The sequence below is a fragment of the Bacillus sp. ABA4_010 genome, from assembly GCF_056159105.1.
Genome location: NZ_JBSWUN010000003.1, coordinates 1,822,865 through 1,842,054, shown reverse-complemented (window position 1 = coordinate 1,842,054; position 19,190 = coordinate 1,822,865). Strand labels below are relative to the sequence as shown.

Here is a 19,190-nt window from a genome sequence, read left to right as displayed (position 1 = left end):
AGACGCAAAAAACCGGAAAGAAATGACTTCTCTCCGGTTTGGCGCATCCTTATTTGGCTGTCACAAAGCTCTCCATTTGAGCAAAGTTCATCGGTCCGTTAATGCGTTGAACGATGACCCCTTTTTCATCAATAAAATAGGAGGTAGGAATGGTTAACACACCGTATTGTTTCGTTCCAACAACATCTTGTTCATCTAACAACACAGGGAATGTGAAGCCTTCTTCTTGTAAAAAGGCTTGCACTCGGTCTCGATTGGCTTCTGTGCTCGTTAAATTAACCGCTAAGATGACAATATCTTCTCCATATTGTTCATGAATTTTTTGCATTTCCGGCATTTCTGCTTTACAAGGCGGACACCACGTCGCCCAGAAATTCAGCAACACCTTTTTTCCGTGAAAATCCGCTAATGAAGTGTTCTTTCCATCAATCGAAGGCAATGTAAAATTAGGTGCTTCTTGATTTTGTGCAACTCCGGAAACCGGGATGTCCTGCACATCTGCTGATCCGTCTACATAGCCTTCTAGTTCATGTTCGACCGTTTCTGTCGCAACCTCGTTTGGAAGAAGCGCTTGCCATAGGGCATAGCCGACCAGTCCAAGAAGCAGCGCGGATGCTACTAATTTTTTCACCATACGAATCTCTCCTTTCGGCATCATTACTTAAATAACATAATGTGATGAATGGCATACGTTCCCGCTCCCGATAACATGGCTACAAACAGGACATCCATATAAGGAATCAATGGAAGCCCTTTCTTTCGATATGTTCGAATGAAATAAAACAAAACGACCGCCCCTGCCAGCACTCCTCCAACCGTTCCGCCAGTGAAGTACAGAAGGCCGTATAAATTATGTATAAGCATTTCGGGATTCGTTAAAATTATACTACATTTCCAAACGACGAAAGCTAAAAACACACTATTGTAAAAAATTTGTACCATCTCTTCTTTTAGCTCCGGGTACTTTTCCAGTCGAACACGCATCATCACATACGCACAAATTAAGGAATACACGATGGCGATCCAGCCATATTTAATGAGTAAAGGACCGACATGTATAGCTTCATGAAACACGTATTCCCCTCCTTATCATCTGCTATCTTTAGTTAAACATACAGATGCAGACATAATCAATTCGAAAGCTTATCTACTTCAAAAAAGCCTCCCTCCAAAATCGGAGGAAGGCTTCCTTCATTAAGCTAACGTTTTTGAATTTAATTTTTCACGAAGTACCATTTGTAAAATACCGCCATGACGGTAGTAGTCAATTTCAACTTCACTATCGAAGCGAACCAGTACTTCAAATTCTTTCTTTTCGCCAGCTTCATTTGTTGCTGTTACTTTCACATAGTCACGAGGTTTGACAGTTTCGTCAACGTGAACCTCAATCGTTTCTGTGCCTGTTAAGCCTAATGTTTCAGCGCTATCGCCAGCTTTAAATTGAAGTGGTAATACACCCATCAATACAAGGTTTGAACGGTGGATACGCTCAAAGCTTTCTGCGATAACTGTCTTAATGCCTAAAAGGTTTGTTCCTTTTGCTGCCCAGTCACGGGAGCTTCCCATACCGTAATCTTTTCCTGCCAATACGACAAGACCTGTGTTTGTTTCTTTATATTTCATGCATGCATCGTAAATGCTCATCACTTCGCCAGTTGGCCAGTATGTCGTCCAACCGCCTTCTGTACCAGGAGCGACTTGGTTGCGGATACGGATGTTAGCAAATGTACCGCGCATCATCACTTCATGGTTACCACGGCGAGAACCGTAAGAGTTGAAATCTTTTTGCTCGACGCCTTTTTCTAGCAAGTAAAGACCTGCAGGAGACGTTTTCGCAATAGAACCAGCTGGTGAAATGTGGTCTGTTGTAACAGAATCCCCGAACTTCGCTACGACGCGCAATCCTTCTAATGGAGCTACTTCACCCGCATCAGCCGTTAATCCTTCAAAGAACGGAGGATTTTGGATATACGTGGACTCATTATCCCATGTATAAAGCGCTTCTTCGCTTGTTTCAATTTCGTTCCAACGCTCATTCGCATCAAACACGCTCTCATATTCTTTACGGAATAATTCCGGTGTTACCGTTTGTTTTACTACTTCTTTAATTTCCTCTGCTGACGGCCAAATGTCCGCGAAGAACACTTCGTTTCCGTCTTTGTCAACACCAAGTGCATCGCTTTGAAGATCGATGTTCACTGTTCCTGCTAGTGCGTATGCCACAACTAACGGCGGTGATGCTAAGTAGTTTCCTTTTACAAGCGGATGGATACGTCCTTCAAAGTTACGGTTACCAGAAAGAACAGATGTCACGAGTAAATCGCTTTCTGCTACCGCTTTTTCAATTTCAGGAGCTAGTGGACCTGAGTTTCCGATACATGTCGCACAGCCGTAGCCGACAATGTTGAAGCCTAATTGATCTAAATATGGCTGTAAGCCAGACTCTTGCAAGTAGCCTGTAACAACTTTAGAACCAGGAGCTAAAGATGTTTTGACATATTTCGGCACTTCCAACCCTTTTTCAACCGCTTTTTTCGCCACTAACCCTGCGCCGACTAATACGTATGGATTGGATGTGTTCGTACAGCTCGTAATCGATGCAATAGCAATAGCACCTGTTTTCATTTTCGTTTGGTCACCGTTTGCGAATTCAACCGTAATTTCCTTCGCAATGTCATCCGCCGTTAAACCGAAGCCTTGGTTGCCCATTGGAGCAGCAAGTGCTTGTTGGAATTCAGGTTTCATTTGAGAAAGCGGAATTAAGTCTTGTGGACGCTTTGGACCAGATAAGTTCGCTTCGATTTCAGAAAGATCGATTTCGACTATATCTGTAAACGTTGGATCTACTGCATCAGGTGTGTAGAATAAGCCGTTTGCTTTGCTGTACTCTTCAACTAGTTTCACTTGATGCTCGTCGCGTCCTGTTAAACGCAAGTATTCTAAAGACTCGCCGTCAACTGGGAAGAATCCGCATGTTGCCCCATATTCAGGAGCCATGTTCGCAATTGTCGCACGGTCTGCTAATGGAAGCTTCGATACGCCTGGACCGAAGAATTCAACGAATTTTCCGACAACCCCTTTTTGACGAAGCACTTGTGTTACTTTCAGCGCTAAGTCTGTCGCTGTCGTGCCGTTTGGCAATTCACCTGTTAATTTAACCCCGATTACTTCTGGAACTGGGAAGTATGAAGGCTGACCAAGCATCCCTGCTTCTGCTTCAATCCCACCAACGCCCCATCCGAGAACGCCGATTCCATTGATCATTGTTGTATGAGAGTCTGTACCGACTAACGTATCTGGAAATGCTTCAAACTGTCCTGCTTCTGTTTCCACTGCATGAACAACGTTCGCCAAATACTCAAGGTTTACTTGGTGAACAATTCCTGTTGCTGGTGGAACCGCACGGTAGTTATTGAATGATTTTTGAGCCCAATTTAAGAAGTTGTAACGCTCTGTATTACGCTCAAATTCCAAGTCCATGTTGAAGTTCAAGGAATCTGGCGTACCTGCTTTATCAATTTGTACAGAGTGGTCAATAACGAGGTCCACAGGAATTTCTGGATTGATTTTATCTGGATCGCCGCCCATATCTGCCATTGCTTTGCGAAGAGATGCTAAGTCGACGACAGCTGGAACACCTGTGAAGTCTTGAAGAATAACACGAGATGGTTTGAAAGGTACATCAACGTCTTGAACGTCTGCTGTTCCCCATTTCGCCAGGTTTTCAACATGCTCTTTTTTAATAACGCGTCCGTCTACCTGACGAAGAACGGATTCTAATAATACTTTAATTGAGTATGGAAGTTTGCTCACATTGCCGATGCCAGCATCCTCTAATGCTTGTAGACGGTAGTAATCATATGTTTTCCCATCCACTTGGAAAGATGAACGTGCATTGAATAAGTCTTGCTTTGCCATCATATTACCCCCTTAAAACGTATGTACAACCGATGGAAAAGTCCATCCAAAATATTCTCTACATCATCTATCTTAATATAACGTTATACATAAGTAAATAAAAAGAATGTTATTAAATACGATAAGATTTTCTTATATCATTTCTGTTAATCCCTTACTTTTTCTAATAATTCATAAATATCGGATTGTTGGGGATATTAATCATCGGAGGTGAACAACAATGGCAAAACGTAAAGCAAACCACGTCATTCCTGGGATGAACGCGGCAAGCGGACAAGGAACAGGAACAGGCTACAACGAAGAATTTTCGAATGAGCCACTAACCGAGCAGCAAAAACAAAACAATAAAAAACGTAAAAAAAATCAGTAATGCATCAAAAGTAAAAGACGCTTCTCTCTGTTCATACGTCGCTCTTTCTCTTCGAAAAGGCCAAACAATGACCGCAGAGAAGCGAAAGCAAACGGCCTATTTCTAGTTTGCTCGTGAGAAACCGGAATCGATGACATACATCTGTCTTCCATTCCGGTTTTCTTTGTCATGCACAAAATGAAACACGGGCGTTTTTTGCCCGCGTCCATTCTCTAATCAAGATTGACTTCATTGACGATTGACTGAAGATCTTGCTGAAATTGCTCCAATTGTTGACGCTGCGTTTCTGTGGCAACTTCGAGAGCATTTTCGATTTGTGCATACGTTTCATTAACCTCTTCTTTTACATGTTTCAGTTGTTTCCCATATGATGCCTCTTCTTTCACAAGCTGAGAATACGCATAAGCGTCCATCGTTTGTTTATGTCCTTGCTGAGCGGCCTGAAACGCTTGTTGTTTGTTTTTATGATATGGCATGCTGTGACAGCTCCTTTCACATGTTCTGTTGGTAGTGTTCCTTGTTAGGCATGTTTTCATGCGAAGCACGGATGAATAAAAAAGTGAAAATGTTTCACGCTAAGAAGGACAGATTCGTCTGTTCAATCCGCAGCGGAAAAAGGAGAATGAATGATGACAAACAAAAATAACAGCAAAGATATGCACAAAAATGCGCCAAAAGGCGATAATCCAGGACAGCCGGCCCCTTTAAGCGGATCCCATAAAGTAAAAAACCGCAATCATACGCGCCAAAAACATAATAAAGGGCATGATATGTAACAGGCTATTTAATACGTCCTGAAATTTTTAGAAATGATGGTTTTTCTTTTAAGCAAACTAGACCGTTTATCAATCCTTTCGTATTACTAGGTTTGGTAACGGTCCAGTTTGCGGGTCTGTCTGACAAGAGGGAAATAACCTCTTGTCAGACAGACCTTATTGCTTTCGTCTCGCTTCTTCTTCACGTCTCATTTCTTCTAATTCCTCTGTTGCCGCTCCAATAACAGGTGCCGCATCCCGATTAACGGGCACGAGCGCCGCTCCTGTTAAAATTTCCGTTGTGTATCCTTTTTCTTTTGGCTGTTCGATGTCTCGGTCCATGGTATTCCACCTCCTATTTGTATTATGTGAAAGTTCAGCTGTTTCATTAATAGAATGGTGTAATATTTCCTCTTTTTAGTTAGCTTGATGGGATAGAAAACAAAGGCGCCGTTTTGTTGTTTCGGCGCCTTTGTTATTTTAAATTGATTATTTAGAACATAGTTTTGTTAAATTACTAGAGAAGGTTTGCTCCTTTTTGGGCTGATTCTAACTCAAAACATAAAAAAAACCTTTTAACGCTTTTTGTAAAAAGCGTTAAAAGGTTTCTACCGTAAACGTCCCTTTTTGAGCCGTCGGTGTTAAAATGCCATATTGCGTCGGTAACATAATGTATTGCGCAACTTGATTATTTTCTACAAATACAATGAGATTAACATCGTCCGTTTTATCGATTTTCGTTGATTTTGCCTCAAACCATGAGAAGCCTAATGTGTCTTCAATCGCTGCAAGTTCGGTACCTGCCGAGAAGACATGGACTTCATCCCACTTGAAATCAAACAATTGGCGAAGATCAATCGTTGATACGCCATGTTGCTGTTTTTCGATTTCGTCAATTAATACTTGCTGGCTTACTTCTTGATTATGCTTGCTGTAAGAACGATCGATAAAAAAGACGGTCAATAACGCAACGAGTGTGATAACAAGAATTCTCTTCAAGACCGGTATACCCTCCACCAAAATTGATATTGCCATCATTATAGCATGTTTTCCGATACTTGAAATCGACATTTTTCCGCTTTTTCTTGAAATATTAATGAAAATTTGACTAATTCCCCTTGTTATTTCCATTTCTTTTCACTTTCGCCCAAACGATGGCAAACCCATTATGCTATACTAAAGGGAAAATCATCCAAATAAGGTAGAAGAAAGTAGGTTTCAGTATGTCAACGCAATGGCTGGAATGGGCGAAAAAAATTCAAGCACTATCTCAAGCTGGACTTGAATACTCAAAAGATGTATACGATTTGGAACGTTTTGAAGAACTGCGGAAAATTAGCGGTGAAATTATGATGGAGTATACGAATATTAAAGATTTCCAAACGATTGAACAATTGTTTTTTAACGAACAAGGCTACCAAACACCAAAAGTCGATGTTCGCGGTGTCGTGTTTCAAAATGACAAACTTCTGCTCGTCAAGGAAACACATGATGGGTGTTGGTCACTGCCTGGCGGCTGGGCAGATATTGGCTTAACTCCCTCTGAAAATGTTGTGAAAGAAATTTGGGAGGAAGCAGGATTAGAAGCGAAAGCCAAACAAATCATCGCTGTCTGGAACCGAAGCAGCCATCCACATCCTCCTTCCCCTTATGAAATTTATAAAATCTTCATCGATTGCGACATCATCGGCGGTGAAATGAAAAGCGGCGTTGAAACAGAAGCAGTCGGCTTCTTTCGTGAACACGACCTTCCCCCACTATCAACGGGACGAATTACTGAATCACAAATTCAGACATTGTTCGCTTATCACCGAGGAGAAGTGACACACACATTATTTGATTAATTATGTTTACCCCTTTGCTATATCGGGTAAAAGTAAACTATCAACATCAAGCTTCTCCCCCTTTGAAAAAGGCCGGCATTTGCCGGCTTTTTTTCTGTCCTTTATAAAAGGTTACTTACTGTGGAACGCTTGCTTTGCTAAATTCATAATCGTCATATCATCCATCGGGGGGTTATGAAGCCCTGCCCGAACGTCGCGGTAATATCGTTGGAGCGGATTCGAGCGCTGTAAGCTTTTCGCACCGACAATACGCATCGCTTTATCCACCACAGAAATGGCGGTGTTGGTCACAACGTGCTTTACTCCGGCTAACTCCCCTTGCATGTTTTCACGTTGTTCGCTTTCATCCCATTTTTGAGCCACTCCATACATAAAGTGACGAGCACTCATCAATTCAAGCTCCATTTCTCCCATGAGACGTTGAACATTTGGCAAATCTTTAATGGTTCCTGTAATGCTGTTGGGAGAATACGTGGACGCAAAATTGACCGCGTAATTTCTCGCCGCTAGCGCAATTCCTATATAGCATGCTGGAATATGAAGAAGCCAGCCGTTCGGTTTTTGTTTTTGGGCTGCTGTCAATGTTTCCGCTAACGCTTCGTCGGCAAGTGTGACCTCATGTAAAAGAAGATCATGACTTCCCGTCCCGCGCATCGCCATCATATCCCACGTCTCTTCGATGGACACACCGTCTGTCTTTCGTGGAACAATGAAATTCCCGACTTCTTCGCTTCCTTCGATAGAAGCCTTCACTAAGAAATAATCAAGGGCAGGTGACATTGTCGTAAAGGTTTTTCGACCATTAAGCACCCAGCCTGCTGATGTTTTCCTTGCGGTCGTATGCGGTTTCCCGCCGCGTGTAGGACTGCCGGTTTGCGGTTCGGTTGCTGCACTATTGACGAGCGCTCCGCCGGCAACCTCTTTCATGAGCCAAGTTAAGGCCGATTCATTCCAATTCTTTTTTTCCCACACATCCATCACCACACCAAGATGCCAGCCGATGCAAAGGGCCGTTGAAGCGTCCCCTTGCGCCAATCGTTCTTGATAAAGGAGCATTTCATGTAAAGAAATCTCTTCCCCGCCAAATAGTCGGGATAACGTCCATTTCGGATAGCCAGACTGCTTCAACTTCTCCATGTTTTCATGAGGAAAACGTCCCTGTTCGTCAATTTCTTCAGCCCTCTCGGCAAATTCATTGGCCAGCTCAGCTACTAAATTGTAGCGCTGCTGCTGTTCGTTTGTTTGAATAAATGAAATGGTCATCGCACGCACACCTTCACTTTTTAGTTAATGAAAGTGTAGCCGATTCTCCTATATTTTTCAAAGAAAATGCCGCTTGTTCCCTTATTCTTTACCAAATCGGAATCAAGCTGTAAAATATCTGTAATAGGTTTTATATGAAACGAATGGATTCGTACATCTGCGATTGGGCGCATGAACCCTGCCGCATGCAAAATACATCCACGAGCAAAAGAGGAGTGAACATATTGAAAGGAATCGGTCATTTCCCCTTCGAGCTGAACAGTCAGCTCATGTTAGAAGGGATTCAAGAAACCATTATGGTCGCCGACTTAGATTATCGCATCCAGTGGTTAAACTCTACGGCTGTTAAGCAGCTAGGACCTTTATTTAAACTGTACGGTGTAACACAGCCTGAGAACGCTATCGGCATGAGCATGGATATGTTTCATACTTCCCCTGCCCATCAACAGCGTCTTATGTCAGCATTAGAAACGACACATCGAGCGCGCATTACGATTAAAGACCAATACGTAGCGGAAACCATTATTCATCCTATTTACGAAGATGGAAAAAAGCGTGGGTACTTACTCATGCTGCTTGATGTGACCACTCAAGCGAATGCCGAAAAAGAACGTGAAAAAATTATTGAAGAACTGTCTACTCCTATTTTAAAAATATGGGATTCTGTATTGGCTGTTCCCATCGTCGGTAAGATCGATGAACTACGTGGAAAGAAGCTAACGGAAAAAGTGTTGGAGGAATGTGTGAAAGAGCGGGCGCGTCATTTTTTAATTGACTTATCTTCCTTAAAAGAAATGAATGATCATATCGCTTATCATATTAATAATATTCACGAGGCACTCCGGCTAATCGGAACAAAATGCGTCATCGTCGGCATTTCCGCCGAAATGGCTCTCTCCCTCGTCAACTACGATTACCATTGGAAAACGTTCGCAAGCGTCCGTCAATCCATTGCCTATATTTTAAAAGAAGAAGGAAAAGAAATTACGGATGTAAACTAAATGAGGGGACTCATCTATAAACGGAAGGTGTTTGAGAAGGAATGATTTTTTCTTTTCAAATACCTTCTTTCTTTTACCACACACCATCACACATAGGCTGAATGAACCGATAGGCCGCTATCCGCATATACTGAATTATCAATTTGCCCGTTCTACGTTTTCTGGCTTTTCTCTTCATACCATTAAGGTGAAAGGATGAACACGATGTTTCCATTTGGAAAGCTGCCGCAACATAACCATATGGAGCAATTTTTGAAACAAATGAATACAAGTGGCGTGGAAGAATACGTCCAAAAAACGATGTCTTCCATTTTCTCCGGCTCCATGCCTGATTTTTTTAAAGATCAAGATGTTCTTCAATCATTTGCCCCAAACAGCACTCCTTCTCCTCCTTCAAAATTAGAGACAAAGGTATTTGAAACGTTTGATGATTGCATTGTTCAAGTGAAGCTTCCAGACCGCTCACTTCTTCGTCAATTAAAAGTGTTCCACACACCTTATCAATGTATTTTGGAGTGGACAGACGGCGAGATACACCGAGAGGAAATTCAGCTTCCAAGCTCTGTTCGCCGGAAAGGAACAACCGCTGTGTACCGAAATGGACTGCTCGAAATTAAAATGCCGAAGCATTCCCATATACCGATATCTGAAATTGACGTTCATGATCACGACTGACATGAACGTCTTTTTATTTTGGTGGTAATCATCGGCGGAAGTCTTACTGCCTGTTAATGCGGGATAAAAGAAGAAAGTTTGACGCACAATAAAGCGAAACGGAACATCGAAGAGGAGTGAAAAACATGCAGCAAATTCGTTGCAACGTGTCAAACTGCAACTTTTATGGAGAGGGAAACTTCTGCCAGGCAAATGAAATTATTGTCCAAGCTTCTCCCTATTCATACGATGATCAAGTCAATAATGCTTACACAAGCGCTATTTTAAACGGAGAGGTGCAAACAAGTGCTGGCCAAAGTGTAGAAACCTTTTGCCAAACTTTTCAATCGAAGTATTAATGTTTGAATGAACACAAAAAAGAGGGTGAAACTCCACCCTCCATTTTTTCATTTAGATCAATGTGCTACTTTTTTCGTTAGAAAACTTACAACTACAAACGCAATGAATGACAACAATACTGGAAGCACGACGGTGTGCATGCCAAACGGATTTGGCATAAACAAATGGATGAGCATATAGCTCGCCATCCCCGTAACCATCGACGCGATCGCCCCGTATTTATTCCCAGTGCTCCAATATAGGCCTAACACAATGGGCCAAATAAAGACCGCTTCTAAGCCACCGAATGAGAATAAGTTAAACCAAATTAACAATTCCGGCGGATTAATCGCAAATAAAAAGACGAGAATACCGACAGAGGCTGTCGCAGCTAAGCTCCATCGTCTTACTTGCTGTTCGTTTGCTTTTGGATTCACGTAATTTAAGTAAATGTCCTTCACAAGGGCCGAGCTGACGAGCAGTAAAATGGAATCGACCGTCGACATAATCGCAGCCATTGGAGCGGCCAATACAATTCCTGCAAGCCATGCTGGCAACACTTTCATCGCTAAAAGCGGCATAACCGTATCTCCAACTTCCACCCCTGGCATGACCGCACGAGCGAAAACACCCGTCAAATGCATACCAAGCATAATGACCCCGACGACAGCCGTTCCGATAATCATCGCTCGGTGCATCGCTTTTGAGTCACGATAAGACATCGCACGAACCGCAATTTGCGGCAAGCCGACAACCCCAACTCCAACTAAAATCCAGAAAGAAGATAAATAAAGCGGCGTCAGCGAGCCGTCTGCACCAAACGGTGTAATTAATCTTGGGTTTTCCTGAACAAGCTCCTGCATAATTGCGTCAATGCCCCCACCGGCAATGATTGTGCCAATTAACAGAACCGACGTCCCAAACAACATCACCATTCCTTGCACTGTATCGGTAATCACAACAGCACGAAACCCTCCGATTGCTACATAGACGAGAACCGAAACCGCAAAGATTGAGAGTGCAGCTTGATACGAAATACCGACAAGCGACTCAATTAATCGAGCTCCGCCCACCCACTGGGCCGCAAGTGACGCGAATAAAAAGATAATAATGCTTGCCGCTGATAAAATGACGACGACTGGACTACCGTAGCGATGTTTTAAGAAGTCGACAAGCGTGACCGCCTTCATTTTCCGCGACATAATCGCAAACTTTTTCCCAAGTATGGTTAGAACGAAGTACCCCGTCACCACTTGAATGACCGACAAGAGCACCCAGCCAAGCCCCATTTGGTAAGCGATACCGGGACCGCCGATAAAACTGCTTGCGCTTCCATATGTCGCGATCATCGTCATCGCTAAAATGAAGCCGCCAAGCTCACGGCCGCCTAAAAAATATTCTTCCACAAAATTGTTAGAAGTTCGTACCTTTTTAGACGTCATCCATCCGATGAAATAGACGATTACAAGAAAGAGAAGAAGCGGAATTATAACAGCTGTATTCACAATTGTCCACCTTCTTTCTCTTCGTCTTCAAACGGCAACTCGGTAAAATAGCGACGAACGACGAACACAACGAGTGTCACCATGACAATGAGCCCGCCGATGCAGCTGTAAAAAAACCAAGCGGGAAAGCCAAATATGTATGTATAGTCCTCTACCGGCCCGCTCCCCATTCCATAGGCAAAGCCAAACCACCAAAGAAAGTGAAAGAGCGCCAAGGCAATGCCCATTTTCGCTTCTCGATGCGCGATGAAAAAGCGCCGGTCCTTGCCTTTTTGTTTATCTTGTTTTGTCATGAACTTGCTCCTTTCTGTCTTTACGATGATTGTCTATTGAACAAGCATCATTTTGCTAAATAAAAGACAAGACGTGTTTTATTTTACATAATTTCCATGCTAGGAGAAACCTTTTTCTTTTCTATTAAAAGAAACAATTTGCATCAATGATTCGTTAATTGATTAAAAGGGAAAAAAACGTTCAAATGAACCATCTTTTTAGCTTTTCCATTATCTTCCCAAAATTTGAACGGGTCATGGTAAAATAACAAAGAATGTTGAAAAATCGGGGTGATTCGTATGAAAAAGAAGATTGGGTGGGGCGTAGCGATGGCTGCCGGTTTGTACATACTGACTGTTTCTTCTTTCATGTATGCCACTGCACATGATGCCCCTCCGAAAAACGCGGAATATTTAATCGTTCTCGGGGCAAAAGTCGACGGAACAGAAATGTCACTTAGTCTCTACAACCGAGCGGAAGCCGCGCTTCGTTATTTGGAGGAAAATCCCGATACAAAAGTGGTTGTCACAGGTGGACAAGGACCTGGTGAAGACATTACTGAAGCCGAAGCGCTGGAAACGTATTTTTTAGAAGCCAACATTTCACCAAATCGGATTTTAAAAGAAGATCAATCCACCTCTACCTTTGAAAATTTTTTATTTACAAAAGAGCTAATCGATGACTTGGACGCAAACATTGTCATCGTCAGCAATGATTTTCATTTATTTCGCGCGCACATGATTGCGAAACGACTAGGCTACGAAAATATCCATGCACTAGCTGCTCCTACTCCGAAAGTCGTTCAGGCCCAAACATATACACGTGAATATGCGGCAGTGTTGAAATCCTACATTTTAGACCGACCGTAAGGAGGAACAGTGATGAATCCAAACTCAAAAAGAAAGCTGTACATAACTTGGGGAATTGTCACGATGCTGTTAATAGCGCCCCTCTTATCTTGGGTAATCGGTATTCTGTACGGGGTCAGCGTTTCAGACGGGTTTGCTGGTGGGGGATTGATGGTCATACTCTTCCCCATTATTTTTGTTATCGGGATTCTTATTTTCATTAAAGGCCTTAAAGAGCCAAAATAACGATAGCCTTTTAAAGGAATACGTACATTTGCACAAAAAAGGTTGGGTTTTTTACATTTCCCCAACCTTTTTTCGCTATTAACGCTATGGAATAGCTGTTTGCTCTACGCAATCGAAACTGCCTTCTTTTTTAATGCTCGTAAATCATTTTTCGTGTCATGCCGCCATCAACGACAAGATTAATACCTGTGACAAAGTCATTTCCTTTCGCAGATAAATATACGCAAGCTTTCGCAATATCTTCTGGTTTGCCAACACGTTGTGACGGGTGCTGTGTATGGTCAATGGAACGCAGCTCTTCGTAATCATTCGTTTCGATCCAACCTGGCGAAATCGCATTAACCGTAATCTTGTCTTCGCCTAAAGAGACTGCAAGTGCATGTGTAAGAGAAAGAATGCCGCCTTTTGTCGCCGCATACGCTTCTGAATTCGGCTCTGACATGGACGCTCTCGTCGACGCAATGTTAATAATAGCGCCCCCACCACTTTCTTTCATGTAGCGAGCCGCTTCACGGGAACAAAGAAACACACTGCGAAGATTCGTATTTAATACATCATCCCATTCATCAATCGTCAATTCGTACGGCGATTTCCATCTTGAGACACCTGCATTATTAATCATCACATCAATGCGGCCATATGTATGAACGGCTGTTTCCATTAAACGAACAACGTCTTCTTCTTTTCGCACATCTGTCTGAACGAACAGCCCGGTTCCGTATCGTTCCTTCAGCTCGGACACCGTTTGCTGTCCTTTCTCTTCTGATACATCGGCAATGACGACGATGGCCCCTTTTTCAGCATAAGCAGATGCCAGCCCTTTGCCGATTCCGTTCGCACCGCCCGTAATAATGACCACTTGATCTTGAAATTCCATCCTGTCTCCTCCTTTTTGCATTACGCAATAATAGTAAAACTATATACGATTTCAAAGAAAACTGAAAACAAAAAGCGCCCTTATGTACGCTATGACAAAAATACGCCTCCGTAAAGCAACGCTCCGGCAATGACGAGTGCTGGATGAATCTTTAAACGTTGAAGCGTCACATAACTAGCCAATGTCAGTAAGACGAGCTGAAACATGCCGCTGCTTTCCAAAGCTGTTAAAAAAAATTGGTACGCCATCACTCCAAGCAAGACGGCAATAATCGGTTGGACAGACTTTGTCATAAGCTTTACTTTCGGAGAATCTTTAAATAAACTGACGAATTTAAACAACAGAATAACGGCAATCGCAGACGGCATAATCGTCGCTGCAAGCGCAAGCACGGCCCCCCATGTCCCAGCTACATTATAGCCGATAAACCCCGCCATTTTTGTGGCGATTGGACCTGGCAACGCATTGGCGATAGCCAGAACGTCTCCAAATTCAGACAGTGTCATCCAATTATAACGATTGACAACTTCGTTTTGAATTAAAGGAATGGTGGACGGACCCCCTCCGTACCCTAAAAGATTTGAAATAAAAAAAGCCCAAAAAACGTCCCAGTAAATCATTCGTTTCCTCCCTTCTCTTTCATCGTCCCGCTTCTTTCCGCCTTTTCTCTACGGGCAGCGATCATAAAAGCAGATGCTAAAAAGATGGCAATTAAAATGCCTGGATGAACACCAAAAAACTGAATGAACGCTAATGAAATACTAGACAAAGTGACCATTTTGGACAGACCGAATGCTTTACGTCCATTTTCAAAAAAACGATACGCCATTTCTGCCAGCATGTATCCGATAACTGGCGTCACCCCTTGAACCATACCACTGACAATAGGCGATGTTCGAAATGCATAAAGAAGGCTTAACAAGCCGAGCATGGCCACAATCGATGGCAAGACGTGAGCAAGAATCGCCGTCGTCGCTCCCATCCCACCCTTTACTTTATAACCGATGTATGCAGCCATCTTCGTTGCGATGGGCCCAGGCAATGTATTAGCAAGCGCTAAAATTTCCCCAAACTCTTCTTCTGTCATCCACTTATAGTTTTGAACCGCTTCATATTCAATGAGCGGAATCGTTGACGGTCCGCCACCGTAGCCCGTAACACCTGTACGGGCAAATCCCGCCGCAAGATCTACATAATCTTTCACTAACATCTCCCTCTTCCTTCAGCAAGCTGGACACTTCCCTATTTCCCTTCTGCCAACTCTCATTTTAACGTAGTGGAAATCATTCGTCATCTCTCTATAATAGATGCGTTTATTCTTAAACAAAGAACAGAGCGAAGGGCTGTCTGAAAAGAGAAACCCCACTTCTTTTCAGACAGCCCTTTCTTCATTTATATTTACTCAACACTTTCCTACATCCCTAAACGATCAAGAATTCTGGAACAGCTGTGACTGTACAAACAATTCAAATGTCTCTTTCGTCAGCGAGCAGCCCGCTGCCTTCGGGTGTCCGCCTCCTCCAAGCGGAGATACGACATCAAGTAAGTTTAAATCTTCCTTTGTCGTACGGAACCCGATTTTCTGTCTGCCCATATCAACCATCGCCGAAAAATCAATTTCCTCGTCTTCCAGGCAAAGCGCATTGCCGAGTTCGGATTGATATGTTTCCGCAAATACAATGCCTGCTTTCCATTCTTTTCCGCCAATTGAAAGAACGGCCTTCAGCATTTGTTTTTGCTTTTCGCGAATGTATTTCTCAATTTTTTTCTCTTCTACTTCCAGCAATGTTTGATGGCGCTCGGAAAAGGCAAAGCTTCCTTCTGCATTTCGTAAAATAGGCAAAATTGCTTCTTCAAACTCATGACGGCTAATTAAATAAAATAAATGATTCAGCTGTTTCGCCGTTTCATTTTTATTGGCAAACCAGTCCCATGTGTCAAATTGGCGGACAAGTTCCACATATTCATCGACAATCGCCGTTTTTTTCAAATATCCTTGCTCGATTAAATAATCATAAAACAACGTCGTCGCCGCTGTTTTCGTTCCGTCTGCGTAAGTAGGCTGAACATGGGCCCACTCATATTTTTCGCCAAGCGCCAGCGCCGAAGCATGGTGGTCAATTAAAACGACCTTTTGGCCTTTTTGAACTCGCTTTTGCAGCATAGCTGCCACTTCTTCGTTCACGCTAATATCTGTTATGTATAAATCGATTCCTGTGTCTTGATGTTCCTCCAAAAACTCGGTAATGACTTGGTCAATTCGAGCAATCCCGACACAAGAGTATTCAAATTTTTCTCCCCCAAAAGCCATTTTCCCTAACAATGCCGGACTGAACCCGTCTAAATCGTTATGAGAAAACAAATGAACATTGTTCAATGAAACTCCTCCTTTTTTTACACAAGAGTATTGTTAGTATACCCTATGAAATTTCGCAATAAAACGGTTGACATTTTCTCCAAATATAATATTTTTACCGCTTCGCAACAATAATTGGCTGTTACAATGGTTATATATAATATAACTTCATACAAAAAGGAGGAGGACAGATGATCGTCATAAATGGATTAACGAAGCAGTTTTCAAATGGAAAAGGAATTTTCGATATCAGCTTTTCCGTGTCTCCGAGAGAAGTCGTCGGATTTTTAGGTCCAAACGGTGCCGGCAAATCTACAACCATCCGCCATCTCATGGGGTTTATGAAACCAAAAAAAGGGAGAGCTACCCTTTTCGACCTCGATGCATGGGAACATGCTGCCGCTATCCAACAAAGAGTCGGGTATTTACCAGGAGAGATTTCTTTTTTGGACGGAATGAACGGCATGGAGTTTTTACAGCTTCTTGGTCGAATGCGCCGCATGAAGGATGTGACGTACCGGGATGAACTAATTGAGCGGTTACAGTTTGATGCCGCTGTTCCTATTCGCAAAATGTCAAAAGGAATGAAACAAAAAATCGGCATTACAGCTGCCTTCATGCATCGGCCGGATGTCCTCGTTTTAGATGAACCAACCTCTGGATTAGACCCGCTCATGCAGCAAATTTTTCTTGATTTAGTCATTGAAGAAAAGAAACGAGGTGCCGCAATATTAATGTCCTCTCATAGTTTCGTTGAAGTGGAACGAGCTTGCGACAAAGTAGTCATCATTAAAGATGGAAAAGTAATCGCCCATGAAAAAATGGAAGAGCTTCAACGAAAACAACGTAAAGTATTTGAACTTACCATCATACACAAAGCCGATATTCAAACACTTTTATCAAGCAGCTATGAAACAGAACAAATTTCCGAACATGAAGTGCGAGTGGCGATGCATGGCGACTATCAAACATTCTTCGCTTTCCTTGCCACGCTCCACATTCAACATGTCAACGTCCACACTCAAAATCTTGAAGACCTTTTTATGAACTTCTATGACCAAGGAGGGCACTCGTTATGAACATGGTTCTTTATCGTGCAATGCTCAAAATGTACAGGAAGTCCATCATCAACTATGCTATTGGATCCGCTCTTTATTTATGGCTCATTATGGCCATTTATCCTTCCATCGCTAATGCCAAGGGATTAAACGAGCTAATGCAGTCATTGCCTGAAAGTTTTTTAAAAGCATTTGATATGGAAGCGGGCTTTCAATCGTTGGGTGATTTTATCGCCGGAAAGTATTACGGCTCCCTTTTCATCATCATTTTAGCGATTTTCTGCTTACTAACCGCAAGTCAACTCATCGCAAAACTAGTCGAGCGAGGTTCGATGGCCTATTTGCTGACAACTCCGAATTCACGCCGCACCATCGCGATTTCTATGGCAGGTGTTCTTATCACTGGTCTTATCATTATTGTCGGAGCGACCACCATTACAGGGCTTCTTGTCGGGATGTATGGAGCTAGTGAACTACATTTTCACGCCGCCGATTTTTTAAAATTAAATTTTGTTGTCTTTCTCCTCTTTTTCGTCGTATCCGGATATGCCTTTTTATTTTCCTGTTTGCTGAATGATGAAAAACAAGCGCTGAGTCTCGCCGCTGTCGCCACCTTGCTGTTTTACGCGGCCGATTTCATCGGTAAACTAAGCGAAGAATTCGAGTGGCTGCGAGCTCTCTCCTTATTTTCCTTATTTGACCCCGTTAACATTGCGAATGGAGCGACCGGCATCGCTGGCATTTCCTTTCTTTTCACCATCATTGGCTTTCTTCTTTACGGGACATCCATCTTCTTGTTTCAAAAAAGAGATTTACCGTTATAACGGTACTGCTAAAGAGCGTACAGAAAGTTTAAGATTGGCTGTTTCCTTCCACGATAAAAGAAGAAGGAGGTGTCTAAAAAGAGACAAACTACCTCTTTTCAGACACCCCCTGCCAAATAAAATGGACCGTTACAAAAAACCAGGAGTATTACAGGTTTTGATAAACGGTCCATTTTGCATAAAAAGAAAAACAATCGTTTCCTCGAAAATATTAAGACTTATGGAAAAGCCCCTTCTTCTTTCACTTTTTCTCCGTTATCGTACTTCTTTCCGATGCTCCCGCTGTGATTCTTGATACAGTTCAGCAATCAAAAAGCTGACACTGTAAAATAAAAGGAGCGGAACCATCGAATTTGTAATCATGTACAAAGCCGCCAAAAATGCACCGACGAACAGAGTTTGAGCGCTTAAGCGATCTTTTTGAAACGCAAGGTGGCTCATTGTATATAATAGCGCTGCGCCAAGCACAATCAAATACGCATTGCCAACTACAAGCAGCTGCCCCACAAAGTAAACGAAAAACGGGATGTACACGATAGCTTCTGCTAAAAAAGCGAAAATCGAGTACAGAACCCACCAACGATATTCTGTTTTGTTATGCGGAAATATCGCTTCAATGGAAGGAGGAAGCTCGTCTGCTTCAAACACTTGCTCTCCGCTTTCTTTCATCCACTGAATCGCAAAACAAAATAACACATAAAGCACATAGCCAATTAACAATAAATAATTGATGACTTTCGGAAAATAGACGGATTCGTTCACCGTTTCCAAAAAAGCACCATTCCACCCGAACATCGATAACGGAATTTCATAAAAAGCGATCATAGCTCCAAAAAACATAAAGATGATGATGGAAAAAAACATCTGTTCTTTGTAAAAGCGAATGCGCTTTGCCTCCGTCCCTAAGCGCGGGATGGCGACGCTCTCAAAATAAGGCCGGATGACCGTTAAAAACAATAGAAAAAATGTAAACCAAATCATTGATGATGTCATCCACCTTTAGAAGTGTTAGACCGCTTTCCTCTATAAAACGGCCGAATACTGCGTAAATTATTGTTC

General features: G+C 42.6%; 23 protein-coding genes and 1 pseudogene. 10 read left to right on the top strand and 14 right to left on the bottom strand.

Going from position 1 to position 19,190, the window contains the following annotated elements; genetic code table 11:
* Positions 1 to 49 precede the first annotated feature (49 nt).
* From ACXAEO_RS10380 to acnA, 3 genes are all read right to left on the bottom strand, one after another.
* Positions 50 to 634 carry a TlpA family protein disulfide reductase gene (locus tag ACXAEO_RS10380; protein WP_474880576.1) on the bottom strand — a complete coding sequence of 195 codons (585 nt, stop codon included), beginning with the start codon at positions 632 to 634 and terminating at the stop codon, positions 50 to 52.
* 23 nt (positions 635 to 657) lie between these two features.
* Positions 658 to 1,074 (bottom strand): hypothetical protein, encoded by a 417-nt coding sequence (locus ACXAEO_RS10375; RefSeq protein WP_474880574.1) that lies wholly within the window; start codon positions 1,072 to 1,074, stop codon positions 658 to 660.
* A gap of 120 nt (positions 1,075 to 1,194) precedes the next feature.
* The gene (gene acnA / locus ACXAEO_RS10370; protein WP_474884087.1) at positions 1,195 to 3,918 is read right to left on the bottom strand and encodes an aconitate hydratase AcnA; all 2,724 of its coding nucleotides are present in this window, start codon (positions 3,916 to 3,918) and stop codon (positions 1,195 to 1,197) included.
* A gap of 220 nt (positions 3,919 to 4,138) precedes the next feature.
* Between acnA and sspO the strand changes: the two genes are divergently transcribed.
* Positions 4,139 to 4,288: a small acid-soluble spore protein O gene (gene sspO, locus ACXAEO_RS10365; protein WP_474880571.1), complete on the top strand. Its 150-nt coding sequence runs from the start codon at positions 4,139 to 4,141 to the stop codon at positions 4,286 to 4,288.
* A gap of 212 nt (positions 4,289 to 4,500) precedes the next feature.
* Here the strand turns inward: sspO and ACXAEO_RS10360 are convergent, their stop codons facing one another.
* Positions 4,501 to 4,764, bottom strand: a complete 264-nt coding sequence (locus tag ACXAEO_RS10360) for a hypothetical protein (protein WP_474880569.1) — start codon at positions 4,762 to 4,764, stop codon at positions 4,501 to 4,503.
* A 153-nt stretch (positions 4,765 to 4,917) separates the two neighbouring features.
* Here ACXAEO_RS10360 and ACXAEO_RS10355 point away from each other — a divergent pair, with 153 nt between their 5' ends.
* A complete protein-coding gene (locus tag ACXAEO_RS10355; protein ID WP_474884085.1) occupies positions 4,918 to 5,064 on the top strand; it encodes a small acid-soluble spore protein P in 147 nt (48 codons plus the stop codon).
* A gap of 156 nt (positions 5,065 to 5,220) precedes the next feature.
* Here the strand turns inward: ACXAEO_RS10355 and ACXAEO_RS10350 are convergent, their stop codons facing one another.
* The gene (locus tag ACXAEO_RS10350) at positions 5,221 to 5,385 is read right to left on the bottom strand and encodes a hypothetical protein (RefSeq protein ID WP_474880567.1); all 165 of its coding nucleotides are present in this window, start codon (positions 5,383 to 5,385) and stop codon (positions 5,221 to 5,223) included.
* A 255-nt stretch (positions 5,386 to 5,640) separates the two neighbouring features.
* Positions 5,641 to 6,042: a hypothetical protein gene (locus tag ACXAEO_RS10345; protein ID WP_474880565.1), complete on the bottom strand. Its 402-nt coding sequence runs from the start codon at positions 6,040 to 6,042 to the stop codon at positions 5,641 to 5,643.
* A 224-nt stretch (positions 6,043 to 6,266) separates the two neighbouring features.
* Here ACXAEO_RS10345 and ACXAEO_RS10340 point away from each other — a divergent pair, with 224 nt between their 5' ends.
* Positions 6,267 to 6,887: an NUDIX hydrolase gene (locus ACXAEO_RS10340; protein WP_474880562.1), complete on the top strand. Its 621-nt coding sequence runs from the start codon at positions 6,267 to 6,269 to the stop codon at positions 6,885 to 6,887.
* Positions 6,888 to 6,998: 111 nt separating this feature from the next.
* Here the strand turns inward: ACXAEO_RS10340 and ACXAEO_RS10335 are convergent, their stop codons facing one another.
* The gene (locus ACXAEO_RS10335) at positions 6,999 to 8,150 is read right to left on the bottom strand and encodes an acyl-CoA dehydrogenase family protein (RefSeq protein WP_474880560.1); all 1,152 of its coding nucleotides are present in this window, start codon (positions 8,148 to 8,150) and stop codon (positions 6,999 to 7,001) included.
* Positions 8,151 to 8,374: 224 nt separating this feature from the next.
* Between ACXAEO_RS10335 and ACXAEO_RS10330 the strand changes: the two genes are divergently transcribed.
* From ACXAEO_RS10330 to ACXAEO_RS10320, 3 genes are all read left to right on the top strand, one after another.
* On the top strand, positions 8,375 to 9,151 hold the full coding sequence (locus tag ACXAEO_RS10330; RefSeq protein WP_474880558.1) for an STAS domain-containing protein: 777 nt from the start codon (positions 8,375 to 8,377) through the stop codon (positions 9,149 to 9,151).
* Positions 9,152 to 9,346: 195 nt separating this feature from the next.
* On the top strand, positions 9,347 to 9,826 hold the full coding sequence (locus tag ACXAEO_RS10325; RefSeq protein ID WP_474880556.1) for an Hsp20/alpha crystallin family protein: 480 nt from the start codon (positions 9,347 to 9,349) through the stop codon (positions 9,824 to 9,826).
* A gap of 125 nt (positions 9,827 to 9,951) precedes the next feature.
* Positions 9,952 to 10,164 (top strand): DUF1540 domain-containing protein, encoded by a 213-nt coding sequence (locus tag ACXAEO_RS10320; RefSeq protein ID WP_474880554.1) that lies wholly within the window; start codon positions 9,952 to 9,954, stop codon positions 10,162 to 10,164.
* Positions 10,165 to 10,221: 57 nt separating this feature from the next.
* Here the strand turns inward: ACXAEO_RS10320 and panF are convergent, their stop codons facing one another.
* Both panF and ACXAEO_RS10310 read right to left on the bottom strand, forming a co-directional pair.
* Positions 10,222 to 11,649: a sodium/pantothenate symporter gene (gene panF, locus ACXAEO_RS10315; protein ID WP_474880552.1), complete on the bottom strand. Its 1,428-nt coding sequence runs from the start codon at positions 11,647 to 11,649 to the stop codon at positions 10,222 to 10,224.
* A complete protein-coding gene (locus ACXAEO_RS10310) occupies positions 11,646 to 11,942 on the bottom strand; it encodes a YhdT family protein (protein WP_474880550.1) in 297 nt (98 codons plus the stop codon). Before ACXAEO_RS10310 ends, panF begins: the two co-directional genes overlap by 4 nt.
* A 279-nt stretch (positions 11,943 to 12,221) precedes the next feature.
* Between ACXAEO_RS10310 and ACXAEO_RS10305 the strand changes: the two genes are divergently transcribed.
* Both ACXAEO_RS10305 and ACXAEO_RS10300 read left to right on the top strand, forming a co-directional pair.
* Positions 12,222 to 12,791 carry a YdcF family protein gene (locus tag ACXAEO_RS10305; protein WP_474880548.1) on the top strand — a complete coding sequence of 190 codons (570 nt, stop codon included), beginning with the start codon at positions 12,222 to 12,224 and terminating at the stop codon, positions 12,789 to 12,791.
* A gap of 12 nt (positions 12,792 to 12,803) precedes the next feature.
* Positions 12,804 to 13,016, top strand: coding sequence for a hypothetical protein (locus ACXAEO_RS10300; protein ID WP_474880546.1), 213 nt, complete (start codon positions 12,804 to 12,806; stop codon positions 13,014 to 13,016).
* A gap of 130 nt (positions 13,017 to 13,146) precedes the next feature.
* On the opposite strand, the gene ACXAEO_RS10295 is transcribed toward ACXAEO_RS10300, so the two are convergent.
* From ACXAEO_RS10295 to ACXAEO_RS10280, 4 genes are all read right to left on the bottom strand, one after another.
* Positions 13,147 to 13,893 (bottom strand): SDR family NAD(P)-dependent oxidoreductase, encoded by a 747-nt coding sequence (locus ACXAEO_RS10295; RefSeq protein ID WP_474880544.1) that lies wholly within the window; start codon positions 13,891 to 13,893, stop codon positions 13,147 to 13,149.
* Between the two features lie 89 nt (positions 13,894 to 13,982).
* Positions 13,983 to 14,513, bottom strand: coding sequence for a chromate transporter (locus tag ACXAEO_RS10290; protein WP_474880542.1), 531 nt, complete (start codon positions 14,511 to 14,513; stop codon positions 13,983 to 13,985).
* A complete protein-coding gene (locus tag ACXAEO_RS10285) occupies positions 14,510 to 15,103 on the bottom strand; it encodes a chromate transporter (RefSeq protein ID WP_474880540.1) in 594 nt (197 codons plus the stop codon). Before ACXAEO_RS10285 ends, ACXAEO_RS10290 begins: the two co-directional genes overlap by 4 nt.
* Positions 15,104 to 15,322: 219 nt before the next feature.
* Entirely contained in the window at positions 15,323 to 16,270 is a 948-nt protein-coding gene (locus tag ACXAEO_RS10280) for a DHH family phosphoesterase (RefSeq protein WP_474880538.1), read from the bottom strand.
* Between the two features lie 170 nt (positions 16,271 to 16,440).
* On the opposite strand from ACXAEO_RS10280, the pseudogene ACXAEO_RS10275 reads away from it, so the two are divergent.
* Both ACXAEO_RS10275 and ACXAEO_RS10270 read left to right on the top strand, forming a co-directional pair.
* A pseudogene (locus tag ACXAEO_RS10275) lies at positions 16,441 to 17,329 on the top strand (ABC transporter ATP-binding protein); the annotation flags it as partial.
* A gap of 1 nt (position 17,330) precedes the next feature.
* Positions 17,331 to 18,131 carry an ABC transporter permease subunit gene (locus ACXAEO_RS10270; protein ID WP_474884082.1) on the top strand — a complete coding sequence of 267 codons (801 nt, stop codon included), beginning with the start codon at positions 17,331 to 17,333 and terminating at the stop codon, positions 18,129 to 18,131.
* A gap of 255 nt (positions 18,132 to 18,386) precedes the next feature.
* Here the strand turns inward: ACXAEO_RS10270 and ACXAEO_RS10265 are convergent, their stop codons facing one another.
* Positions 18,387 to 19,112, bottom strand: a complete 726-nt coding sequence (locus tag ACXAEO_RS10265) for a hypothetical protein (RefSeq protein WP_474880536.1) — start codon at positions 19,110 to 19,112, stop codon at positions 18,387 to 18,389.
* Between the last annotated feature and the right edge of the window lie 78 nt (positions 19,113 to 19,190).

Coding starts and splice junctions, on each gene's coding strand:
- ACXAEO_RS10300 (WP_474880546.1), top strand. CDS start 12,804: ATGAATCCAAACTCAAAAAGAAAGCTGTACATAACTTGGGGAATTGTC.
- ACXAEO_RS10320 (WP_474880554.1), top strand. CDS start 9,952: ATGCAGCAAATTCGTTGCAACGTGTCAAACTGCAACTTTTATGGAGAG.
- ACXAEO_RS10305 (WP_474880548.1), top strand. CDS start 12,222: ATGAAAAAGAAGATTGGGTGGGGCGTAGCGATGGCTGCCGGTTTGTAC.
- acnA (WP_474884087.1), bottom strand. CDS start 3,918: ATGGCAAAGCAAGACTTATTCAATGCACGTTCATCTTTCCAAGTGGAT.
- ACXAEO_RS10295 (WP_474880544.1), bottom strand. CDS start 13,893: ATGGAATTTCAAGATCAAGTGGTCATTATTACGGGCGGTGCGAACGGA.
- ACXAEO_RS10360 (WP_474880569.1), bottom strand. CDS start 4,764: ATGCCATATCATAAAAACAAACAACAAGCGTTTCAGGCCGCTCAGCAA.
- ACXAEO_RS10380 (WP_474880576.1), bottom strand. CDS start 634: ATGGTGAAAAAATTAGTAGCATCCGCGCTGCTTCTTGGACTGGTCGGC.
- ACXAEO_RS10335 (WP_474880560.1), bottom strand. CDS start 8,150: ATGACCATTTCATTTATTCAAACAAACGAACAGCAGCAGCGCTACAAT.
- ACXAEO_RS10340 (WP_474880562.1), top strand. CDS start 6,267: ATGTCAACGCAATGGCTGGAATGGGCGAAAAAAATTCAAGCACTATCT.
- sspO (WP_474880571.1), top strand. CDS start 4,139: ATGGCAAAACGTAAAGCAAACCACGTCATTCCTGGGATGAACGCGGCA.
- ACXAEO_RS10355 (WP_474884085.1), top strand. CDS start 4,918: ATGACAAACAAAAATAACAGCAAAGATATGCACAAAAATGCGCCAAAA.
- ACXAEO_RS10265 (WP_474880536.1), bottom strand. CDS start 19,112: ATGATTTGGTTTACATTTTTTCTATTGTTTTTAACGGTCATCCGGCCT.
- ACXAEO_RS10350 (WP_474880567.1), bottom strand. CDS start 5,385: ATGGACCGAGACATCGAACAGCCAAAAGAAAAAGGATACACAACGGAA.
- ACXAEO_RS10310 (WP_474880550.1), bottom strand. CDS start 11,942: ATGACAAAACAAGATAAACAAAAAGGCAAGGACCGGCGCTTTTTCATC.
- ACXAEO_RS10285 (WP_474880540.1), bottom strand. CDS start 15,103: ATGTTAGTGAAAGATTATGTAGATCTTGCGGCGGGATTTGCCCGTACA.
- ACXAEO_RS10270 (WP_474884082.1), top strand. CDS start 17,331: ATGGTTCTTTATCGTGCAATGCTCAAAATGTACAGGAAGTCCATCATC.
- ACXAEO_RS10290 (WP_474880542.1), bottom strand. CDS start 14,513: ATGATTTACTGGGACGTTTTTTGGGCTTTTTTTATTTCAAATCTTTTA.
- ACXAEO_RS10325 (WP_474880556.1), top strand. CDS start 9,347: ATGAACACGATGTTTCCATTTGGAAAGCTGCCGCAACATAACCATATG.